This is a genomic window from Ruegeria intermedia (assembly GCF_900129345.1).
GTDB classification, from domain to species: Bacteria; Pseudomonadota; Alphaproteobacteria; order Rhodobacterales; family Rhodobacteraceae; genus Ruegeria; species Ruegeria intermedia.
Genome location: NZ_FQVK01000006.1, coordinates 41,803 through 61,550 on the forward strand (window position 1 = coordinate 41,803; position 19,748 = coordinate 61,550).

At 62.9% G+C, this 19,748-nt stretch carries 20 protein-coding genes and 1 other RNA gene; 13 read left to right on the forward strand and 8 right to left on the reverse strand.

Features of this window, described 5'->3' with window-relative positions; genetic code table 11:
* On the reverse strand, window positions 1-738 hold the full coding sequence (locus F3H26_RS06035) for a DUF2182 domain-containing protein (RefSeq protein WP_149775153.1): 738 nt from the start codon (window positions 736-738) through the stop codon (window positions 1-3).
* Between the two features lie 111 nt (window positions 739-849).
* Here F3H26_RS06035 and F3H26_RS06040 point away from each other — a divergent pair, with 111 nt between their 5' ends.
* The 8 genes from F3H26_RS06040 (at window position 850) to F3H26_RS06075 (ending at window position 7,161) form a co-directional block, all read left to right on the forward strand.
* On the forward strand, window positions 850-1,581 hold the full coding sequence (locus tag F3H26_RS06040) for a FadR/GntR family transcriptional regulator (RefSeq protein ID WP_149775154.1): 732 nt from the start codon (window positions 850-852) through the stop codon (window positions 1,579-1,581).
* A 127-nt stretch (window positions 1,582-1,708) separates the two neighbouring features.
* Window positions 1,709-3,109 (forward strand): selenium-binding protein SBP56-related protein, encoded by a 1,401-nt coding sequence (locus F3H26_RS06045; RefSeq protein WP_149775155.1) that lies wholly within the window; start codon window positions 1,709-1,711, stop codon window positions 3,107-3,109.
* 13 nt (window positions 3,110-3,122) lie between these two features.
* Window positions 3,123-3,773 carry a hypothetical protein gene (locus tag F3H26_RS06050; RefSeq protein ID WP_188127711.1) on the forward strand — a complete coding sequence of 217 codons (651 nt, stop codon included), beginning with the start codon at window positions 3,123-3,125 and terminating at the stop codon, window positions 3,771-3,773.
* Between the two features lie 64 nt (window positions 3,774-3,837).
* Entirely contained in the window at window positions 3,838-4,200 is a 363-nt protein-coding gene (locus tag F3H26_RS06055; protein WP_149775157.1) for a DUF4345 family protein, read from the forward strand.
* A 35-nt stretch (window positions 4,201-4,235) separates the two neighbouring features.
* Window positions 4,236-4,583: a transfer-messenger RNA gene (gene ssrA, locus F3H26_RS06060) on the forward strand.
* Between the two features lie 102 nt (window positions 4,584-4,685).
* Window positions 4,686-5,117, forward strand: a complete 432-nt coding sequence (locus F3H26_RS06065; protein WP_149775158.1) for an ester cyclase — start codon at window positions 4,686-4,688, stop codon at window positions 5,115-5,117.
* Window positions 5,118-5,366: 249 nt separating this feature from the next.
* On the forward strand, window positions 5,367-6,620 hold the full coding sequence (chrA, locus tag F3H26_RS06070) for a chromate efflux transporter (protein ID WP_149775159.1): 1,254 nt from the start codon (window positions 5,367-5,369) through the stop codon (window positions 6,618-6,620).
* Window positions 6,621-6,696: 76 nt separating this feature from the next.
* Entirely contained in the window at window positions 6,697-7,161 is a 465-nt protein-coding gene (locus F3H26_RS06075) for an SspB family protein (protein ID WP_149775160.1), read from the forward strand.
* A gap of 30 nt (window positions 7,162-7,191) precedes the next feature.
* On the opposite strand, the gene F3H26_RS06080 is transcribed toward F3H26_RS06075, so the two are convergent.
* Window positions 7,192-7,752, reverse strand: a complete 561-nt coding sequence (locus F3H26_RS06080; RefSeq protein ID WP_149775161.1) for a hypothetical protein — start codon at window positions 7,750-7,752, stop codon at window positions 7,192-7,194.
* A gap of 208 nt (window positions 7,753-7,960) precedes the next feature.
* On the opposite strand from F3H26_RS06080, the gene fumC reads away from it, so the two are divergent.
* From fumC to F3H26_RS06100, 4 genes are read left to right on the forward strand one after another with little or no spacing between them, the layout of a single operon-like run.
* Window positions 7,961-9,355, forward strand: coding sequence for a class II fumarate hydratase (gene fumC, locus F3H26_RS06085; protein WP_149775162.1), 1,395 nt, complete (start codon window positions 7,961-7,963; stop codon window positions 9,353-9,355).
* Entirely contained in the window at window positions 9,355-9,531 is a 177-nt protein-coding gene (locus F3H26_RS06090) for a DUF4169 family protein (protein ID WP_149775163.1), read from the forward strand. Before fumC ends, F3H26_RS06090 begins: the two co-directional genes overlap by 1 nt.
* The gene (locus F3H26_RS06095; protein WP_149775164.1) at window positions 9,528-9,758 is read left to right on the forward strand and encodes a ribbon-helix-helix domain-containing protein; all 231 of its coding nucleotides are present in this window, start codon (window positions 9,528-9,530) and stop codon (window positions 9,756-9,758) included. The genes F3H26_RS06090 and F3H26_RS06095 overlap by 4 nt, the downstream gene beginning before the upstream one ends.
* A gap of 51 nt (window positions 9,759-9,809) precedes the next feature.
* A complete protein-coding gene (locus tag F3H26_RS06100; protein WP_149775165.1) occupies window positions 9,810-10,412 on the forward strand; it encodes a DNA-3-methyladenine glycosylase I in 603 nt (200 codons plus the stop codon).
* Window positions 10,413-10,414: 2 nt separating this feature from the next.
* Here the strand turns inward: F3H26_RS06100 and F3H26_RS06105 are convergent, their stop codons facing one another.
* The 4 genes from F3H26_RS06105 to F3H26_RS06120 all read right to left on the reverse strand — a co-directional run bounded on the left by F3H26_RS06105 (window position 10,415) and on the right by F3H26_RS06120 (window position 14,760).
* On the reverse strand, window positions 10,415-11,296 hold the full coding sequence (locus F3H26_RS06105; RefSeq protein ID WP_149775166.1) for a fructose bisphosphate aldolase: 882 nt from the start codon (window positions 11,294-11,296) through the stop codon (window positions 10,415-10,417).
* Between the two features lie 72 nt (window positions 11,297-11,368).
* Window positions 11,369-12,718, reverse strand: coding sequence for a cytochrome P450 (locus F3H26_RS06110; protein WP_149775167.1), 1,350 nt, complete (start codon window positions 12,716-12,718; stop codon window positions 11,369-11,371).
* A complete protein-coding gene (locus F3H26_RS06115; RefSeq protein ID WP_149775168.1) occupies window positions 12,715-13,929 on the reverse strand; it encodes a hypothetical protein in 1,215 nt (404 codons plus the stop codon). The genes F3H26_RS06110 and F3H26_RS06115 overlap by 4 nt, the downstream gene beginning before the upstream one ends.
* A gap of 78 nt (window positions 13,930-14,007) precedes the next feature.
* Complete coding sequence (locus F3H26_RS06120; protein ID WP_149775169.1) at window positions 14,008-14,760, reverse strand: cytochrome c biogenesis CcdA family protein; 753 nt, start codon at window positions 14,758-14,760, stop codon at window positions 14,008-14,010.
* A 105-nt stretch (window positions 14,761-14,865) separates the two neighbouring features.
* Here F3H26_RS06120 and F3H26_RS06125 point away from each other — a divergent pair, with 105 nt between their 5' ends.
* Window positions 14,866-15,099 (forward strand): sulfurtransferase TusA family protein, encoded by a 234-nt coding sequence (locus F3H26_RS06125; RefSeq protein WP_149775170.1) that lies wholly within the window; start codon window positions 14,866-14,868, stop codon window positions 15,097-15,099.
* Window positions 15,100-15,141: 42 nt separating this feature from the next.
* Here F3H26_RS06125 and F3H26_RS06130 read toward each other — a convergent pair whose 3' ends face one another.
* Window positions 15,142-17,898, reverse strand: a complete 2,757-nt coding sequence (locus tag F3H26_RS06130) for an Rne/Rng family ribonuclease (protein WP_149775171.1) — start codon at window positions 17,896-17,898, stop codon at window positions 15,142-15,144.
* A gap of 503 nt (window positions 17,899-18,401) precedes the next feature.
* Window positions 18,402-19,736 (reverse strand): sigma-54-dependent transcriptional regulator, encoded by a 1,335-nt coding sequence (locus F3H26_RS06135; protein WP_093961984.1) that lies wholly within the window; start codon window positions 19,734-19,736, stop codon window positions 18,402-18,404.
* Window positions 19,737-19,748 lie beyond the last annotated feature (12 nt).

A 19,748-nucleotide genomic window follows, 5' to 3' on the forward strand; every position in this document is an offset into this window, starting at 1 on the left:
TCAGACTGTCGTGAACGCGACCCAGGCGGCCCCGACCAGCAACGCCACGCCCAGCGGACGGGTCACCAGTCGGCCCAGGTCGGGCAATTTTTCGAAAACCATCAGCAGCGTCGCCAGCCCCATGAAGGCCAGGTTCATCACGCCGCCCACGAAGGCCAGCAGCATCAGCGCCCAGCAGCAGCCCAGACAGACCAGCCCCAACCGCAGACCGTTGCGCCAGGGGCCTTCCTCCCAATGCTGGATGAAGAAGGTCAGCGGATGGCGGCACTTGCTCAGGCAGGCCTCTTTGATGGCCGAAAACTGGTACAGGCCGGCGACGGCCAGAAGGCCTGCGGACAGCAGCCCCGAGACGCTTTCGCCCAGCCCGTTCACCGCGCCCGCCCGGTACAGCGCCATCTGCGCCAGCGCGGCCAGAACGGAAAAGCCCAGCCAGACCGTCAGATACCCCGCCAGCAAATGCCCGAACCTTGTGCCCTGCGCGGCGTGGGACAGGTCGTCATAGGTGGCAAAGGCCGGCAAAGCCGTCGGCGCCATCATCGCCGCCGACATCAACGCCCACATGGCCACCATCTTCAGCAGCCCCGCCGCATCAGGGGTTACCGTGCACAGGCTGCGCCAGAAATCCTCGCCGTATACCGCACCAAGGGCGCGCATCTCGGCCGGCACCGCCATCAGGTACAGCGCCCCCCAGGCCAACAGGATCGCGGCGAACAGGCCCAGCCAATGCGGTGCTGTCATGGCTCTTATCCGATCCACGGTCACGGCCCTCCCTGCGACTCACTCCTTGCTTTTCAAATGTCAGACTTTTAAATGTCAGACAAATAAATTTTTCACGGTGACCCCCAGAAGATGAAAATCGACCCGCAGAAAAGCACCGACCTGTCCGCCCAGATCGCCCAGGCCATCCGCGATGCTATCGTATCCGGAGAGCTGATCGTGGACGAGCGCCTGCCCTCGGAAGCCGAGCTGGCGGACCAGTTCCAGGTGTCGCGCCCCACCGTGCGCGAGGCGCTGAAACGGCTGGCGGCGCAATCGCTGATCCGCACCCAGCGCGGCGCGACCGGGGGTGCCTTCGTCAACCGGCTGAGCTTCCAGGACGCCTATTCCCAGCAGATCACCACTTCGACGCTGCTGCTGTCGATGAACGAGGTCAGCTTCGATACGGCCTGCGAGGCCCGCTATGCGTTGGAACGGGCCTGCGCGCCCCTGTCAGCCCAACGGCGCAGTGCGGATCACCTGGCCACCATGCGCGCGGAAATCTTCCGCCAGGCGCAGCCCGGTTTGACGGATGAGGCCTTCTGCGCCTCGGACGTGGCCTTCCACCGGGCACTGGTCGATGGTGCGGAAAACCCTGTTTTGTCCTATCAACTGGCCGGCGCGGTCGAGGCGATGCAGCCCCTGATGAACATGATCACCTTCACCGCCCGCTCGCGCGAAGAGATCATCCGCCTGCACAGCAAGATCGCCGACGCGTTGGAGGCGCGCGACGCCGAGACCGTCGACGCCGCGCTGGTCGAGCTGGAAACCTACACGCGCCGCCTGGCCCATGACGTGGCCGAACGTCGGCGGAAACCGGCCTGAGCGCCGCTGGAATAATTCTTGACGCATCACATCAACGGAAAGGACACTCGGGCAGGCAGATCATTATCCGGCGGGAAGACCGGCACTCTCAATAAAATTGATTTTCAATGACTTAAGGGAGGACGTTATGAACAAAAGACCGGATCCGACATTCTATCCATCCGCCAAACTGGCCATGGAGGCCCTGCCCGAGACCCTGGCCTTCACGCTGATGCTCAGCCCCGATTTCTCGCAGCCCGATGGCCTGGCGGTTGTGAATGTCGACCCAACTTCGAGTGATTACGGAAAGATCGTTCACAAGGTGATGATGCCCAACAAGGGCGACGAGTTTCACCATTTCGGCTGGAACGCCTGTTCCTCGGCCCTGTCGCCGCTGACCGGCCACGCCTTCCTTGAGCGCCGATACCTGATCATCCCCGGAATCCGTTCCAGCCGGATCTACGTCATCGACGTAAAGGACCCGCTTCAGGCCTATATCCACAAGATCATCGAACCCGAGGAAGTCTTTGCAAAAACGGGATATTCCCGCCCGCACACGATCCACTGCGGCCCCGAGGGCATCTATGTCAGCACCTTGGGTGGCGGCGGACCAGATGGCACCGATGGGCCTCCGGGCATTTTCATCATGGACTGCGAAACCTTCGACATCATCGGGCGTTACGAGATCGAGCGCGGCGTGCAGGACAAGCACTATGATTTCTGGTGGAATCTGCCGCGCGACTACATGGTCAGTTCCGAATGGGGCCTGCCGCCGCAATTCGAAAACGGGATCGTGGCCAAAGATCTGCTTTCGAACAAATATGGCCACCGGATCCATTTCTGGAACCTGCGCGACCGCACGAACATCCAGACCATCGACCTGGGCAAGAACCACCAGATGGCGCTGGAAATCCGGCCCGCGCACGATCCGGTCAAGGAATACGGGTTCTGCGGCGTGGTGGTCGACACCACCAACCTGCAGGGCGCAATCTTTACTTGGTGGCGCGACAAGAAAGGCAAGTTCCACGCCAAAAAGACCATCACGATCGACCCGCAACCCGCTGATCCTGCTGATCTTCCCGAACTGCTGAAAGGGTTCTCGGCGGTGCCGCCGCTGGTCACCGACATCGACCTGAGCCTCGACGACAAATACCTGTACGTCGCGTGCTGGGGCACCGGTGAAATGCACCAATACGATGTCTCGGACCCGATGAAACCCAAGCTGGCCGGCAAGGTCGAGATCGGCGGAATCGTCAAAAAGACCAAGCACCCCAACGGCAAGGACTTTGGCTATGGCCCGCAGATGGTCGAGATCAGCCGTGACGGCAAACGCGTCTACTGGACCAATTCGCTTTATTCCACGTGGGATGACCATTTCTATCCCGGCGAGCGCGGCGCGGCGATGGTCAAGGCGGATGTCGGCAAGAAAGGCGGCCTGAAGCTCGACAGGAACTTCTGGGTCGAATTCCCCGAAGGCTATCGCGCCCATCAGATCCGGCTTGAGGGCGGAGACTGCTCCACCGACAGTTTCTGCTATCCTTCGGTCTGAATTGGACGTCTTGATGACATCGACGGCCGGCCTCTGGCTGGCCGTTGTTCTGAGCGGCGCCTATCACGGGTTGAACCCCGGCATGGGCTGGCCGCTGGCCGTGTCGGCGGCATTGATGGAGCAGCGCCAACACGCCCTCTGGCATGCGCTGGTAGCGCTGGCGGGCGGGCATTTCGTGGCCATGATGGGCGTGCTGCTGCCCTTTGCGCTGATGACCATCCTTGTGGACTTTCAGCGCGAAATCCGGATCGGAGCGGCCCTGATCGTGATCGCCATGGGCCTCTACATCGCGATCACCCGTCGCCACCCAAGGTTCCTGGCGCGCGTGCCGCCCAGTCGGCTGGCGCTGTGGTCATTTCTGGTGGCGCTGGCGCATGGTGCGGCGCTGATGCTGGTCCCGATCTATCTGGGCCTGTGCGGGCTGGACGAGCTGGATACCGGCCACAGAGCCGTGCCCGAGATCATGGGCACCAATGGCCTGCTGGTCTTGGCTGTGGCCGCGGTCCATACAGGCGCGATGATGCTGGGCGGCGGCGCGCTGGCCTTCGCGGTCTATCGCTGGCTAGGCCTGCAGTTTCTGTCGCGCAGCTGGTTCAACCTGGAAATGGTCTGGGCGCTCAGCCTGATCCTTGTGGGTGCGCTCGGCCTCTGGGCCGCAATCTGAGGTCTTCCCCCTGCCCCGAAACAGATTAGGTTCATTGGGCAAGCATTTGACACGCGAGGCCCCAATGACCGGAACACTCAACATCATCGCAGCCCTTCTGACCATCGGCTTTGGCCTTTTCGGCTTTCTGGCCCCGGCCTGGACGGCGGCCGCGCTGGATCTTGCGCCCACCAACAGCACGATGGGCCTCAGCGAGATGCGGGCCTCGGTCGGCGGGCTGTTCGTCGTGACCGGCATCGCGGTAATGTGGCTGAACCACCCGATGGCCTACGCGATGCTGGGCGTCGTCTATGCGGGCGCGGCGCTGGGTCGGTTCGTGTCGGTTCTACTGGACGAGCCGCCCTTGGCCAAGGCGCTGACCTTCGGCGGAATCGAACTGGTTCTGGCAATCTGGCTGATCGCCGCCAACCTGGCGAAGCCCGCGTGATCGGTTGAAAAAATCGCCACGATTCCGCGCATTGGGGGTTTGCATCCGCAAATATCCTCACCTATATAAATGCTGTCCTTCGGGACTATGGACATAAACGCGCTCGTAATAAGCGGATCGGACCCGGGGGCGGTACCCGGCGGCTCCACCATATATCCTTCATTTGGGGATCATGGGGCCGAAACAGGATCGACGAACGTCTAAAGGGGTTAGCTTTGTCCCGGCTGTCTGCCACCGTTACCGGCGAAAACAGTACAATTGCAAATGACAATCGTGCTCCGGTTGCCGTTGCTGCGTAAGCAGTAACCAGACCGAAACCTAAGTCCTTGCGCCTAGCCGCGTAAGGCGGGGTCCGCAGGTACCTGGCAACAGAAACCTGCACTTTCCCATCCAATTGTCTGCGTTTTTTGACTGGATCCTGACAATGTTCAGGGTTTCTTCACCTCTATGCGCAAATCTCTCCTCAGCTAGACAGGAGAGTTGCGATGACTCATGCAGAGATTCTTCGGGCCTGGTACTCGGAGGTTTGGGAAAAAGGCAATGTCGATGCGATCGACGAATATTTCGCGCCCGAAACGATGGCCGAAGGGCTGATACCGGAAATGCAGGTCGGCGCCGATGATTTCCGTGACTTGGTGATGGCCTTCCGCCATGTGCTGGGCGACATTCAGGTGGACCTGCCGAAAATCATCGAAAGCGGCGACTGGGCCTCGGCGGTCCTGCATGTGCGCACATCGCGTGCCGACAATGGTGCGCCGCTTGAGGTCACGGGGCAGGTCATGGCGCGATTCAAGGGTGACAAGATGGTCGAAGCCTACAATCAGTTCGATTTCGTGTCGCTGTTCGAACAGCTCGGCCAGTTTCCGCAGGACACATTGCCCGTCTGCATGACCGGGCAGCGGTTGGATTGGGCCTGACCGGTTCTTGACCGCACAGGCAAAGCCCGCATAGCAAGGACCGAGACCGGCAACGCGCCCGCCAAGGCAGGGCGTGGGCTGCCAGATACCGAAATGCGAAAGGGCGTGTGCCATGGCAGGGCCGGTGGTTGAGGGTCACTTTCCGCAGCGGGTGCGAGTACACCCGTCAGGCATGCGGCCTTGGCCTTGGCTCGCTCGCCTACACGCGCCGACCCCCGGCACTCCGGCCATCCTGGTCGTGGACTGCCGATGAGCCCCTCGGTCGCGGATCTTGTCCGGGTGTTCGGCCGTATCGGATTGCTGTCCTTTGGTGGGCCGGCCGCCCAGATCTCGTTGATGCACCGGGAACTGGTGGACCGCCGCGCCTGGCTGGAGGAACAGACGTTTCTGCGCGCCCTGTCGCTGTGCATGCTGCTGCCCGGCCCCGAGGCGATGCAACTGGCCACATATGCCGGCTGGCGCCTGCGGGGCGTGCCCGGCGGGCTGATCGCCGGCACGCTTTTCGTTCTGCCCGGCGCAATCGTGATCGCTGCGCTGGTACTGCTCTATGCAGCCTATGGCGATCTGCCGCCTGTCCAGGCGGCTTTTCTGGGCGTCAAGGCGACCGTCATCGCAATCGTGCTGCAGGCCCTGATCAACCTGTCGGGCAAGGCCCTGTCTGGGCTGCAGTCTCGCGTTATCGCAGGGCTGGCTTTTCTGGCCATTTTTGCCCTGAATCTGCCCTTTCCATTGATCGTCCTGGCGGCCGGTTCCTGGGGGTACGCGGCCGCCCGAACGACACGTCCGCAGTCCGATCCGGATGGGCTCCCAGCCGAAAGACATGCGATGCGCACCGCCTTGTTCTGGATGACGCTTTGGCTTTTGCCGCTGGCTGTGCTGACGGCGTCGGGTCAGACGCTGCTGGCCGATCTGGGCTGGTTCTTTGCCAAACTCGCGGTCGTCAGCTTTGGCGGCGCCTACGCGGTGCTGACCTACATGACCCAGACGGTGGTGGCGCAGCATGGCTGGATCTCGGCCGACCAGATGATCGACGCGCTGGGCCTGGCCGAGACAACTCCGGGGCCCTTGATCCTGGTGACCCAATTCGTGGCCATGCTGACCGGTCAGATCGCCGGCGGCCCCGGTTTGGCCCTGATCGCAGGGGCGGTCGCTCTTTGGGCGACTTTCGTTCCCTGCTTTCTTTGGATCTTCCTGTCGGCCCCGTATCTGGATCACATCGCCCGGAATCCGCGCCTGTCCGGCGCCTTGAGCGCAATCTCGGCGGCTGTCGTCGGAGTGATTCTCAACCTGTCGGTGTGGTTCGCGCTGAACGTGGTTTTCGCGGACGTGGCCCGGTACGGCCTTGGCCCCGTCTCGATCCCGATACCCGTTCCATCCAGCCTGAATTTTCAGGCGCTTGCTCTGGCAATTGTCGCCGGGCTGTTGATATTCCGGCTGAAATCTGGTTTCGGGGTCGCGTTGGCCGCCATGGCCGCGGCAGGTTTGGCCCTGCATTTTCTTTGAACAATCCGGCGCTGCCGGGCCTTTCGTTTCCGCCCGAATCCCTTATGCTTGGGGCAACCACTTTCGAGGACAAGACATGTCGCAAGGCATCGACTACGGCAACCTAATGCACACCGCCATGCGCGGCCTGATCAAGACCGTTCTGCAACGGGTCTCGGACTCGGGGCTGCCCGGCGCGCATCATTTCTTCATCACATTCGACACCCGCACACCCGGTGTCGAACTTGCCGACTGGTTGCGCCAGCGCTACCCGGATGAAATGACGATCGTGGTGCAGCATTGGTTCGAAAACCTGAGCGTCGATGACGACGGCTTTGCCATCACGCTGAATTTCGGAGATTCGCCCGAACCGCTGTACATCCCCTTCGCGGCGATCCAGACCTTCGTGGACCCGTCGGTCGAATTCGGGCTGCGCTTCGAAGGCCCGGAAGAAGGCGAAGAGGAAATCGCGGTGACCGAAGAGGACTCGATCGAAGTCGAGCCCGAGGACAAGCCGCACCATGACGCCGACATCGTATCGCTGGACAGTTTCCGCAAATAACCCCGATCGGCCGATTGCAGGGCTGAAAGGTTATTTCCTGCGCAGGAAGGTCTCCACCGACCGCGCCTCGCGCCCGTCGCTGAATCGCGAAAATGACAACTTCAGCCCGCCTTCGGTCAGCGTCCGGTCGTATTGCTGCAACTCATAATCGCCCTCGTGGTCGATGAACAGGGAAAACACGGTCAGCGTATCGCCGACGATGCGGCCCCACACGAAGGGCTCACCCTTCATCGGGTCCAACGGCACCTCGTGGCCGAACACGTTGCGCTTCATGGCCGCCGAATAGATGTGGGGCCGGTCCGATGGCCGGAAATCAACCGAGAACGACTGTTCTTTCACCCGGCCATCCGCCTTGTATGTCACTGTTTTCCAACTGACATTGAACCCTTCGTCGGTTTCGGAAATGCGCACGCTCATGTCGCGCGGGGTCGCGGTTCCGTCCGCATCCACGACCTGGGCCGACCCGACATAGGCTCCGACAAAGGGCGCGATATCCGCCGCGTTGGCCTGAACCCCGATCAGCATCGCCACGACCGCCGCCCAAATCCGGATCTGCGCAAATCGTGTTTTTTTCAGCCCCGAACGAAACATCCCGATCTCTCCGTTTCCCTCCCTTCGCATTCTAGACACGCGGGCCACCGGCACAATGGCAGATGGACCGACCGAGAGAAGAAAAATGACGCACCCGCCCGGCTATACCTTTTTTGCCCATCGGATTAAGGTGCGCGCAACTGGCCGATTGCGCCGCGGCGTGGCTGCGGCTAAACGGCATGCGACTGCATACCAGACGGAGTGACAGATGTCTCAGACCCGCACCGAATCCGACAGTTTTGGCCCGCTCGAGGTTCCGGCCGACAAGTACTGGGGGGCGCAGACGCAGCGCTCGATCATGAACTTCCCCATCGGATGGGAGAAGCAGCCCGTCGCCATCGTGCGGGCGCTGGGCGTGGTCAAGAAAGCCTGCGCCATGCAGAACAAGGCAACCGGCAAGCTGGACGCGCGCATCGCCGACGCCATCATCCAGGCCGCCGGCGAGGTGATCGAAGGCAAGTTCGACGACAACTTCCCTCTGGTCGTCTGGCAGACCGGCTCGGGCACCCAGTCGAACATGAACGCCAACGAGGTGATCGCCAACCGCGCGATCGAGATCCTGGGCGGGGTGATCGGCTCGAAGGATCCTGTACACCCGAACGACCATGTGAACATGGGGCAGTCGTCGAACGACACCTTCCCCACCGCCATGCATATCGCCACCGCGATGAGCGTGCGTGACGTGCTGCTGCCGGGGCTCGAGAAGCTGGCCGCCGGGCTGGAGCAGAAGTCGGCGGAATTCAAGGACATCATCAAGATCGGCCGCACCCACACCCAAGACGCGACTCCGCTGACCCTGGGCCAGGAGTTCAGCGGCTATGCCCATCAGATCCGCCAGGGCATCGCCCGCGTGAACGCCGCCATGCCCGGCATCTACGAGTTGGCGCAGGGCGGCACCGCCGTCGGCACAGGGCTGAACACCCAGAAAGGCTGGGCCGAGGCCGTTGCCGCCAACATGGCCGACATCACCGGCCTGCCCTTCGTCACCGCGCCCAACAAGTTCGAGGCGCTGGCCGCCCATGACGCGATGGTGTTCCTGTCGGGCGCCTTGGCCACGGTCGCGGGCAGCTGCTACAAGATCGCCAACGACATCCGCTTCCTCGGCTCGGGTCCGCGGTCGGGGCTGGGCGAGCTGATCCTGCCGGAGAACGAACCCGGCTCATCGATCATGCCCGGCAAGGTCAATCCGACCCAGGCCGAGGCGCTGACCCAAGTCGCGGCCCATGTCATGGGCAACGACGCCGCGATCAAGTTCGCCGGCAGCCAAGGCCATTTCGAGTTGAACGTCTACAACCCGATGATGGCCTACAACCTGCTGCAGTCGATCCAGCTGTTGGGTGACGCGACCGACAGCTTTACCGAGCGCATGCTGCTGGGCATCAAGGCCAACGAGGCGCGCATCGACAAGCTGATGAAGGAATCGCTGATGCTGGTGACCGCCCTGGCGCCCACCATCGGCTATGACAACGCCACCACGGTCGCCAAGACCGCGCACAAGAACGGCACCACGCTGAAGGAAGAGGCCATCAAGCTGGGCTTCGTCGACGAGGCAACCTTTGACGCCGTCGTGCGCCCCGAACAGATGATCGGGCCCAGGGACTGATGGGCAAGCCGGTCAATCTGAACCGGTATCGCAAGGAAAAGGCGCGGGCCGAGAAAAAGGCCCGCGCCGACCGGAACGCGGCGGCGTTCGGGCGCAGCAAGGCGGAAAAGCAGCTGGACAAGGCCCGTGCCGACAAGGCCCGCCGCGATCTGGACAATCACGAGCTGGACGAATGAGCAGCCCACCGGTCAAACGCTCGCTGACCCTCAAGGGACATAGAACCTCGGTTTCGCTCGAGGATGAATTCTGGCAGGCGTTTCGGGACATCGCCAAGGAAAAAGGGCTGCCTATCAATGTCTTGGCCTCGGAAATTGATGTCGCGCGCGACCCCGGGACCGGCTTGGCCTCGGCCATTCGCGTCTTTGTTCTGAACTGGTACCGGTCCCCCGATCGCAACCCTTGATCTGATATCCGTCGGCGTCTAGGCTGACGGCGAACAAAAAGGGTACATTGGATGCGCGAACTCGTGACCGGGCCGGATGGCCAACCGCGATGCGGCTGGTGTCAGGCCGCGCCGGAGTTTTTCGACTATCACGACAATGAATGGGGCTATCCGGTAGGTGACGACCAGCGCCTGTTCGAGAAACTCTGCCTTGAAAGCTTTCAATCCGGCCTCAGTTGGCGCACCATTCTGGCCAAGCGCGAGAATTTCCGCAAAGCCTTTTCCGGCTTTGATTGCAACGTGATGGCCGAATTTACTGATGCCGACGTCGAACGCCTGCTGCAGGATGCCGGCATCATCCGCCATCGCGGCAAGATCGAGGCGGTGATCAACAACGCCCGCCGCGCACAGGAGCTGGTGGCCGAAACCGGCTCGCTGGCGGCCTATGTCTGGCGGTTCGAGCCCGAGACCCCTCCTGCGCCGCAGACGGCCTCGACTTCGCCCGAGTCGGTCGCCATGTCCAAGGACCTGAAAAAGCGCGGGTGGAAATTTGTCGGCCCCACCACGGTGTTTGCCTTCATGCAGGCGATGGGGCTGGTGAATGACCACGCCACAGGCTGCGCCATGCGCGAAAAAGCGGCGCAAATGCGCCGCTCGTTCATCAAACCGGTCTGACCTCAGACCGAGGCGCGGTAGATCTTGTCGATATTGCTGCCCAGGGCCGCGTTGAACTCGGCATCCGACTGCTGCTTCGACAGCCCCTCGGTCAGCGCACGCGAGAAAGATGCGATCATCTTGCCGTTCTGCGCCAGCAGATCACAGGCCTCGTCGGTCGAATAACCGCCCGACAGCGCCACAACGCGCAGAACACGCGGATGATCGGCGGCCTCGTCATACAGATTGGCCTTGCTGGGCAGGGTCAGCTTCAGCATGACGTCCTGCCCCTCGCCCAACTCGTCGAGGTTTTTGAGGATTTCGGCTTTCAGGATCTCTTCCGCTTCGGCCTTGGTGTCCGACTTGATGTTCACCTCGGGCTCGATGATCGGAACCATGCCGGCCGCGATCACCTCGCGGGCCACGTCGAATTGCTGCGCGACCACGGCGGCGATGCCCTCGGCATTGGCCTCGTGGATGACCGAGCGTTCCTTGGTGCCGAACACGCCTTCGGCCTTGGCCAGCGTCTCGGCCAGGCCCGGGATGGGCTTCATCAGTTGCACGCCGTTGGCGGTGTCCTCCAGCCCCTTGTCGATCTTGAGGAACGGCACGATGCCTTTGACCGACCACAGGTAATCAGCAACCTTGCGCCCCTCGATTTCCTCGCCCAGCGTGCGTTCGAACAGGATCGCGCCGATCACCTTGTCGCGGGTGAAGTCGTCGGCCAGGATGATCCGGGCGCGCATCTTCTGGATCTCGGCAAACATTTCCTCGTCCGAGCCATAGTCGGACGGCTGCACCCCGTACAGCGCCAGCGCCTTGGGCGTCGAGCCGCCGCTCTGATCCAGAGCCGCGATGAAGCCCGCACCGTTGATCATCTGTTCGCGCTGTTCAGCCTTGGACATAACACTTTCCCGTTCAGTAATGATTCCGCTTTTCCAATCGCATACAGCATGGCGCGGGGCGATGATAGTTTGTTAGCGCTCAACCACGCGCAGCCAGATTCCATGGCGCGACCGCACCGTCAGATGCGCCACCGGAACCGGGGTGCGGCCCTCGACAGGTTCGAACCGGTACCGCCGCAGCAGGGTCGACAGGATCAACGGTCCCTCGACCATCGCAAACCCCGCCCCGGTGCAGACGCGCGGCCCGGCCGAAAACGGAATGAAGGCCGCCCGCTGGCAGGCCTTGCCGTTTTCGGTCGCCCAGCGGGCCGGGTCAAAGCTGTCCGGGTCCTCCCACAGCCGTTCATGCCGGTGCAGGTGCCATGGGCTGATCACGATCTGCGCGCCCTTGGGCGCGTCGCGGTCGCGGAAGCGTTCGGGGCATGTGGCCTCGCGCACCATCATCGGGACCGGGGGATAGAGGCGCAGCGCCTCGCGGAACACATCGCGGCTGATGCGCAGTCTGGACATTGTGGCAAAGCTTAATTCGTCCTGCGCGCGGGCCTCCTCGGCCACGCGGTCCTGCCAGTTGGGATAGGCGGCCATCAGGTACAGCGTCCAGGCCAGGGCCGAGGCGCTGGTTTCGTGCCCGGCCAGAAAAAAGATGGCGACCTGGTCAATCATCTCATCGGTGTTGAAACACTGCCCGGTCAGGGGGTCGGGCGTGGTCATGATCTTGGTGGCCAGATCGTCGGGCGCGGTGCCGGCGGCGATTTGCGCGGCCCGCTCGCGGGTCAGGCGGGCGATCAAGGCGCGGATTTCGGCCGCCGCACGGCGGGTCTTGCGCGCGTGGAACCGGGGCACCCAGCCGGGCAGCGGCACGAAAGCCGCCAGGTTCAGCAGTGGTTGCTGCCGCTGATAGGCGCGGAATTTCTCGAACACCCGTGCGGCGATTTCGTGCTCGATCGGCACCGAGAACAAGGTGCGAAAGATCACGTCGGCGGCGGCATGGCTGGTGACCTCCTCGATTTCGACCGGCACGCCCGTCCTGTCTCGCAGGCGATCGGCGCAAGCCTCGGCCGAGGCCAGCATCGCGGAGAAGGTCTGTTTCAGCCGTCCGCCCTCGAAGGCCGGGTCGATGATGCGGCGCTGGCGCCTCCAGGCTTCGCCATTGGTCAGGAATACCGATTGGCCCAGCAGGGGCCGCAGGCCTTCGCTGATCCGGCCGGATTTCGGGAAATCCTCGGGGCGGTGTTTCAGTACCCGGTCGATCAGCTCGGGCTGGTTGATCAGGTAGGACCGGAAGAACGGGGTGCGGAACTCGGCCATCCAGGCGCGGTACAGGCGTTGCGGCTGAGCCGACAGGATATCGCGCCGGAACAGGCGCAGGTATTGCCACAGCGATACGTTGTCCGGTCTGGCGGGTGGCTTGGGCGGGATCATGCGCGCACCGTACGGTATTTGGACACCGCCCGCTCGATCCGCGATTTCGACGGCGCCCGCCCGGCGAACCGAGCGCCCAATGTCAGCGACCCGGCAGTGATGCGGAAATAGTCATAGTCGCTAGGCCGGTCGAACGCGCAAAGATACTGAAAATGCAGACGGAAGAACCGCCAGCGCAGCGCGGCCCAGCGTTCGGGCGACAGGGTTTGCGTGAAAGCGGCCGAAAGAACCAGGGGCCAGCGTTTGCCGGGACCGGCAACTCCGCTGACACCAACCGGATCGCATAGCGCAAAGGCGCAGCCATCCCCGGGTGCCGAGACATCGACCCATGCCAACTGCTCGGTCTGCGACAGCAGTTGCAGGTCGGCCCGCAACCGGCCGGCCCGCGGCAGGAATGACACCATCGGCACCACCTGCCCCAATGTCAGGAACGACAGGACCGGGCCATCCGGCGGCACCTCGCCCCGCCGCAGCAGGTCCGCCAGAACCGAGACCCCGAGATGGGCGCCGGAACTGTGGCCCACCACCAGAACTTCATCGACCGGCGACCGCAGGGCCGCCGCGATCAAGGCGCGGAATTCGTCCAACCGGGCCTGCAACTCGGGCGGCGTTTCGCCCCGCAGCCGCGCCGAATAGGCATAATCGTGCATCAAGTAATAGGCGAACAGGCGGTTGTCGATCCTGCGGAACCAAAGCATCGCGGCCACCGACACCGCCACTGCGGGCAACACCGCCAACGCTCCGGCCCAGGGAAACAGCAGCGCGACGAGGCCCCAACCCAGCGCCACCGCCGCCGCCAGCTGCCCCAGCAGCATCGCCACCGGATAAAGGGCCGCGATCACCGGCCCCTTGCGCAGGCGCATCAGCCGCCACAAAGTGCCGGTCGAGATGTAGATCCACGCCGTGCGCAGCAACTGCCAATAGGTCGCCGGGATCGAGCTGTCCATGCTGTCGCGCACGATGTCGGACCAGACCAGAACCTCGACATCCGTATGTACTTCGGCCCCGTCCTGCTCCGACCGGACGTGCCAGCCATAGGGGCCATCGCCCGTCTTGGCCGAAACCTCCAACCGATACCCGGAAATCGCTGCCTGCGCGCGCCCCTCTTTCCGGTAGAGTTCGCGATAGCGGCGGGGATGGATGGGATCATAGCCGGGGATATAGAACACCCGGCGTCGTTGTACCCCAGATTGCGGAACCTGACTGCTCATGCCTTTGCCCTTGTTGCGGGCAGGTTAGCGCAGCGTTGTGGCCAAGGTAAGGCCCGATCATCGCGGCCAGGCGCCGCGTCAGCCCAGAGTGGCCAGTGCCGGGAATGTCTCAAGCAGCCACCAACTGAACTGGCTGAACAGGCCCGTCACCAGCATGATGCCGACGACCAGCAACAAGCCGCCCATGACCTTTTCGATCGTGCCCATATGCGGTTTCAGCCTGTTCATCACCGCCATCGACCGGTTCAGGAACATCGCAGCCAGCAGGAACGGGATACCCAGACCCGCAGCATAGACGCCCAGCAACAGCGTGCCCCGCGCCACCGAGGCCTCGGACGCGGCCAGCGACAGGATCGCGCCCAGCTGAGGGCCGATGCACGGGGTCCAGCCGAATGCAAAGGCCAACCCCAGGATGTATGCCCCGAAAACCGATCCGCCTGCGTCCCCAGTCTCGACCCGCGCCTCACGGTCCAGGATCGGAATGCGGAACACGTTCAGGAAATGCAGGCCGAAGACGATCACCACCAGACCCGAGGCCTTGGCGAACAGTTCCTGGTTCTGCAGCACGAATGCGCCAAAGGCCGAGGCCGTGAAGCCCAGCAGCAGAAACACCGTCGACAGCCCCAGAACGAAGAACAGCGCCGACAGAGTCGCCTTGCGCCGGGCCTGCACCTGATCCTGCATCTCGTGGATGGTGACGCCGCTCATATAGGCCAGATAGGGCGGCACGATTGGCAACACGCAAGGCGACAGAAAGCTGATCAACCCGCCGACCAGCGCGATGAACATGGCGGGCAGCAGCCCCGCGTCGATGATATCGATTCCGAACATGACACTGCAGATAGGGTATCCGAATGGCCGCGTCACGGGGCCATTCGGTCACATCCTCGTGGTTGCATGCTGGACAGCGCGCACTGCGCCAAATATCTGAGGCCCATGACACAAGAAACCGAAACCCTGGATGCGCTGGGCCTGCTGTGCCCCCTGCCCGTTCTGAAAGCCCGCAAAAGGCTGAAATCCATGCCGGCGGGGTCTGTTCTGCGCCTTCTGGCCGACGACCCGGCCGCCGTCGTCGATGTTCCGCATTTCTGCGCGGAATCCGGTCACGAGCTTGTGGCGCAACAGGACATGTCCGATCACCAAGTCTATCTGATCCGAAAATCCGCGTGATGCCGTGAAAAAAATGGCGGGCCGAGTGGCCCGCCATTTCGTTCAGCTTCCCAGCGACCACCACCCGCGTTTTTTGGGCTTGGCCGGGGTGGGCGCGGGTTGTTCCGCAGCCACTTCAAGGACCGCGCCGTTGTGTGCCTCCTCTGCGGGTTCGGCGGGCGTTTCGGTCGTGTCAACGCCATGCTCTGCAGGTGATGCATCCGTTTCGGCAGGCGACACGGCGACGGGTTCGACAGCCTCGGCGCGGCTTTCCTCCGAAGCGACGGGCTCACTCGGTGCCTCCGCTACTGCGGTATCGGTCTCGTCCTGAACCTCAGCAGTCGGCGTCTCGTTTGACGCCCCCTCATCGGCTACAGCCGGTTCGGACAGAGCCTCTCGCGCTGCCGGAGCATTCTCTTCCGCATCACTCTCATCGGTCGGCTCTGCGGCTGCCACCTCGGCCTCGGCGGTCTTCTTCTTCCGCGGCGCCCGGCGCCGTTTCGGCTTGGCGGATTTTTCCTCCGTGGCCTTCGCCTCCTCGGCGGCCTGCGCGGCCGAGTCTGTCTCGTCTTCTGTTTCGTCCTCAGAGGCGGTCATCGCGTCTTCCGACTCTTCCACCGCCGAATCTTCGTTCACGGCATCGGATTTGTCCTCGGCCTGAATACCCTCGGACTGCTCGGCATTTCCACCGTTCTTCTTGCGACGCCGACGACGACGCTTGCGCTTGGGCTTTGCCTCCTCCTCGGACGTCTCCTGGGCGTCGGAATCGTCCACGGCCTCCTCCTCGGAGTCGACCAGATCCATCAACGACGCCGAGGCCGAAACCACCGGCGCCGAAACCTCGGGCACGGCCCGTGTCGCGGTCTTGAACTTCTCCATCGAGAAATCGGGGCTAACCAGATGAACGTCGCCCTCGACCCGGACCGAAAGGCCATAGCGGGCCTCGATCTGGGCGATGTGCTCGCGTTTCTGGTTCATCAGGTAGTTGGCGATGCTGACCGGGCAGCGCACCAGAACCTCGCGCGAGCGGCGGCGGGTGCCTTCTTCCTCGATCTGGCGCAGGATGGCCAGCGCCATGTTGTCGTCCGACCGGATCAGCCCGGTGCCGTGGCAGGACGGGCAAGGCTGCGTCGTCGCCTCCAGCATGCCGGGGCGCAGGCGCTGGCGGCTCATCTCGAGCAGACCAAAGCCCGAAATCCGCCCCACCTGGATGCGCGCACGATCTGTCTTCAGCTTGTCCTTCAGGCGCTTTTCAACCGCCAGGTTGTTCTTGCGCTCGTCCATGTCGATGAAATCGATGACGATCAGACCGGCCAGGTCGCGCAGGCGCAGTTGCCGCGCCACTTCCTCAGCGGCCTCGAGGTTGGTCTTGAGCGCGGTTTCCTCGATCGAGCCTTCTTTGGTGGCCCGGCCCGAGTTCACGTCGATCGCCACAAGCGCCTCGGTCACGCCGATCACGATGTAGCCGCCCGACTTCAATTGAACCGTCGGGTTGAACATCGAGCTCAGGTAACTCTCCACCTGATAGCGGGCGAACAGCGGCAGCTGGTCCTCGTACCGTTTCACGTTCTTGGCGTGCGACGGCATGATCATCTTCATGAAGTCCTTGGCGATGCGGTACCCGGCCTCGCCTTCAACCAGAACCTCGTCGATCTCGCGGTTGTACAGATCCCGGATCGACCGCTTGATCAGGTCGCCTTCCTCATAGATCTTCGCCGGCGCGATCGACTTGAGCGTCAACTCGCGGATCTGTTCCCACAACCGCTGCAGGTACTCATAGTCGCGCTTGATCTCGGATTTGGTGCGTTTGGCGCCCGCGGTCCGGATGATCAGGCCCGCGCCGCTGGGCACGTCGATCTCCGACGCGATCTCCTTCAGCTTCTTGCGATCCGCAGCGTTGGTGATCTTGCGACTGATGCCGCCGCCACGGGCAGTGTTGGGCATCAGAACGCAATAGCGGCCCGCCAGCGACAGATAGGTCGTCAGCGCCGCGCCCTTGTTGCCGCGCTCTTCCTTGACGACCTGCACCAGCAGGATCTGGCGCACCTTGATGACTTCCTGGATCTTGTAGCGACGCGGACGCGGCTTGCGCGGCGGCCGTATATCCTCGCTGTCGTCGTCATCGGCAACCGACTCGATCGACTCGTCCTTGGCGGCTGCGTCAGGCTTTGCGGGCGCTTCGTCATCCCCCCCGTTCTCACCATCGTCAGGCTCCACTTGAGCCTCAGGCGCGTCAGTCTCGGATTCCGTCTCACCGATCGCGACGGGTTCATCCGTTGCCTGCTCGTCCGGCTCCTCGACCGGTGTTTCGGCCACCGTCTCCATCGGCGAGGTGCCCTCGGGCACCGGCAGGTCCGCACCGTTCCCATTCGCGTCGAGGTCAATGGTTTCCATGCCGGTCGGTTCGGACGAAACTTCAAGCGTTTCCACTGCGTCATCCGACTTGGCCGACGCCGCCTTGGTCCGCGACCGCGAACGGCGCTTCTTCGGAGCGTTTTCCTCGGCCTCGTCACGCGCTTTCAGCGCCTCGACATAGGCCCGCTCCTCTTCCATCAGCGCTTCGCGGTCGGCGACAGGGATCTGGTAGTAGTCCGGATGGATCTCGGAAAACGCCAGAAAGCCGTGGCGGTTTCCCCCATAATCGACGAAAGCCGCCTGCAGCGAAGGCTCGACGCGCGTGACTTTAGCTAGATAGATATTGCCGGCAAGCTGGCGTTTGTTCTCGGACTCAAAATCGAATTCCTCGACCTTGTTTCCGTCCACCACCACGACGCGGGTCTCTTCCGCGTGGGTGGCATCGATAAGCATTTTCTTTGCCATGTGTCCTTGATGCACCGCACCAAACGCGCTGTCCTGACCTGTCCGGGCGGACAGGCGCATCTGGGGTGGTGTCTTGTCTGGGCGATTTCGGACGGCGCGCGGCAGGGATCGGCATCTCGCCCCCCTGCTCGTACACTCAATCGTTGCGCGCGCGTCATCGCGGTTCTTCTCCGACAGACGCGACCATGCCGCTGCCTGCCCATTATTCCTTTTGCCCGAAGTAGGGGCTCAGGTGCTCTACTGCCCATTGCTGGGCACAATCTGCATGCTTCGCCCGGAGAGATGGGTCACCATCCGCGGCCAAGCAGCGAAACTCAATGATCCGGCACACATCGGCCCCATTTCGGGCCGGGTCCGTCCTGCCACAATAAAAGCAGTCCTGTGGAAAACACAATGGGCAAACTGCACGGACCGCCGTTCTATTGTCGCCCGACCTTCATCTGGCCCCAAATATCCCGGGGGTGAATTGGCCTGAAGGGCCAAGAGGGGGCTGGCCCCCTCCCTCACAAATAGTCGGCCCGTTGCAGCCCGTATTTGGCCATCTTCTCGTTCAGCGTCCGGCGCGGCAGGCACAATTCCTCCATCACCGAAGCGATCGACCCCTTGTGCCGCCGCATGGTGTTGTCGATCAGCATCCGTTCGAACGCCTCAACGTATTCCTTCAGCGGCTTGCCCTCGGTGGTCATCACCGGCTGCATTTCCTCGTGATCCGACATCAACAGCGACGCGATGGTGCCCGAACCGCGCCGCGATTGCAGAACCGCGCGTTCGGCGATGTTGATCAACTGGCGCACGTTGCCCGGCCATGGGGCCTGCAACAGCTGCGCGGCCTCCTGGGCGCTGACTTGCGGCGCCTCGCAGCCATATTCCTCGGCAAACTGCTCGCTCAACCGCGTGAACAGGGTCAGGATATCCTCGCCCCGCTGCCGCAGCGGCGGCATGGTGATGCGCAGCGCCGCCAGACGATAGAACAGATCGGGCCGCAGCACATCCTCGCTGGTCTTGCCCGCTTCCTGCAGGTTCGAGATCGCAACGATCCGGGTCTCGGCCGGCGTTCCCTGCTCGTTCATCACGCTCAGCAGCCGCGCCTGCAGCGTGTCGCTCAGCGCCTCGATGTCCTCCAGCACCAAAGTGCCGCCGCGGGCTTCCTCGATGGCGGGCAGCTGCGTGTCCTCGGGCATCATCGGACCGAACAGTCTCTTGGCCAGCGCCTCTTCTTCCAGCGCGGCGCAGGAAACCAGAACGAATTTCTTGCCCGCCCGGCTTCCCACTGCATGCAGCGCGTGCGCCACCAGGGTCTTGCCGGTGCCAGTTTCGCCGTCGATCAGCACGTGCCCGTCAGCCTGACCCAGGTCCAGAATATCCTCGCGCAACCGCTCCATCACCGGGCTGGCGCCGATCAGCTTGTTCATGATCTGGGTGCCGCCCGACAGCTCGCGCCGCAGCGCCCGGTTGTCCAGCGTCAGCCGCCGCGCGTTGCTGGCGCGTTTGGCCAGCTCCGACATCCGATCGGGGTTGAACGGCTTTTCTAGAAAATCGAACGCCCCCACCCGCATCGCCTCGACCGCCATCGGCACGTCGCCGTGACCGGTAATCATGATCACCGGCAAGGTGCTGTCGGCGCCCATCAGCTTTTTCAAAAGCTGAATGCCATCCATGCCGGGCATCTTGATGTCCGAGATCACGATCCCCGGATAATCGGGCCCCAGAACCTTCAACGCATCTTCCGCGCTGGCGAAAGTCTCGGTGTCGTAACCGGACAGCGCCAACCACTGGCTGATCGACTGGCGCATGTCCTGTTCATCATCCACGATGGCAATCTTCATGGCCTGTGCCATAGCTAGATCCTC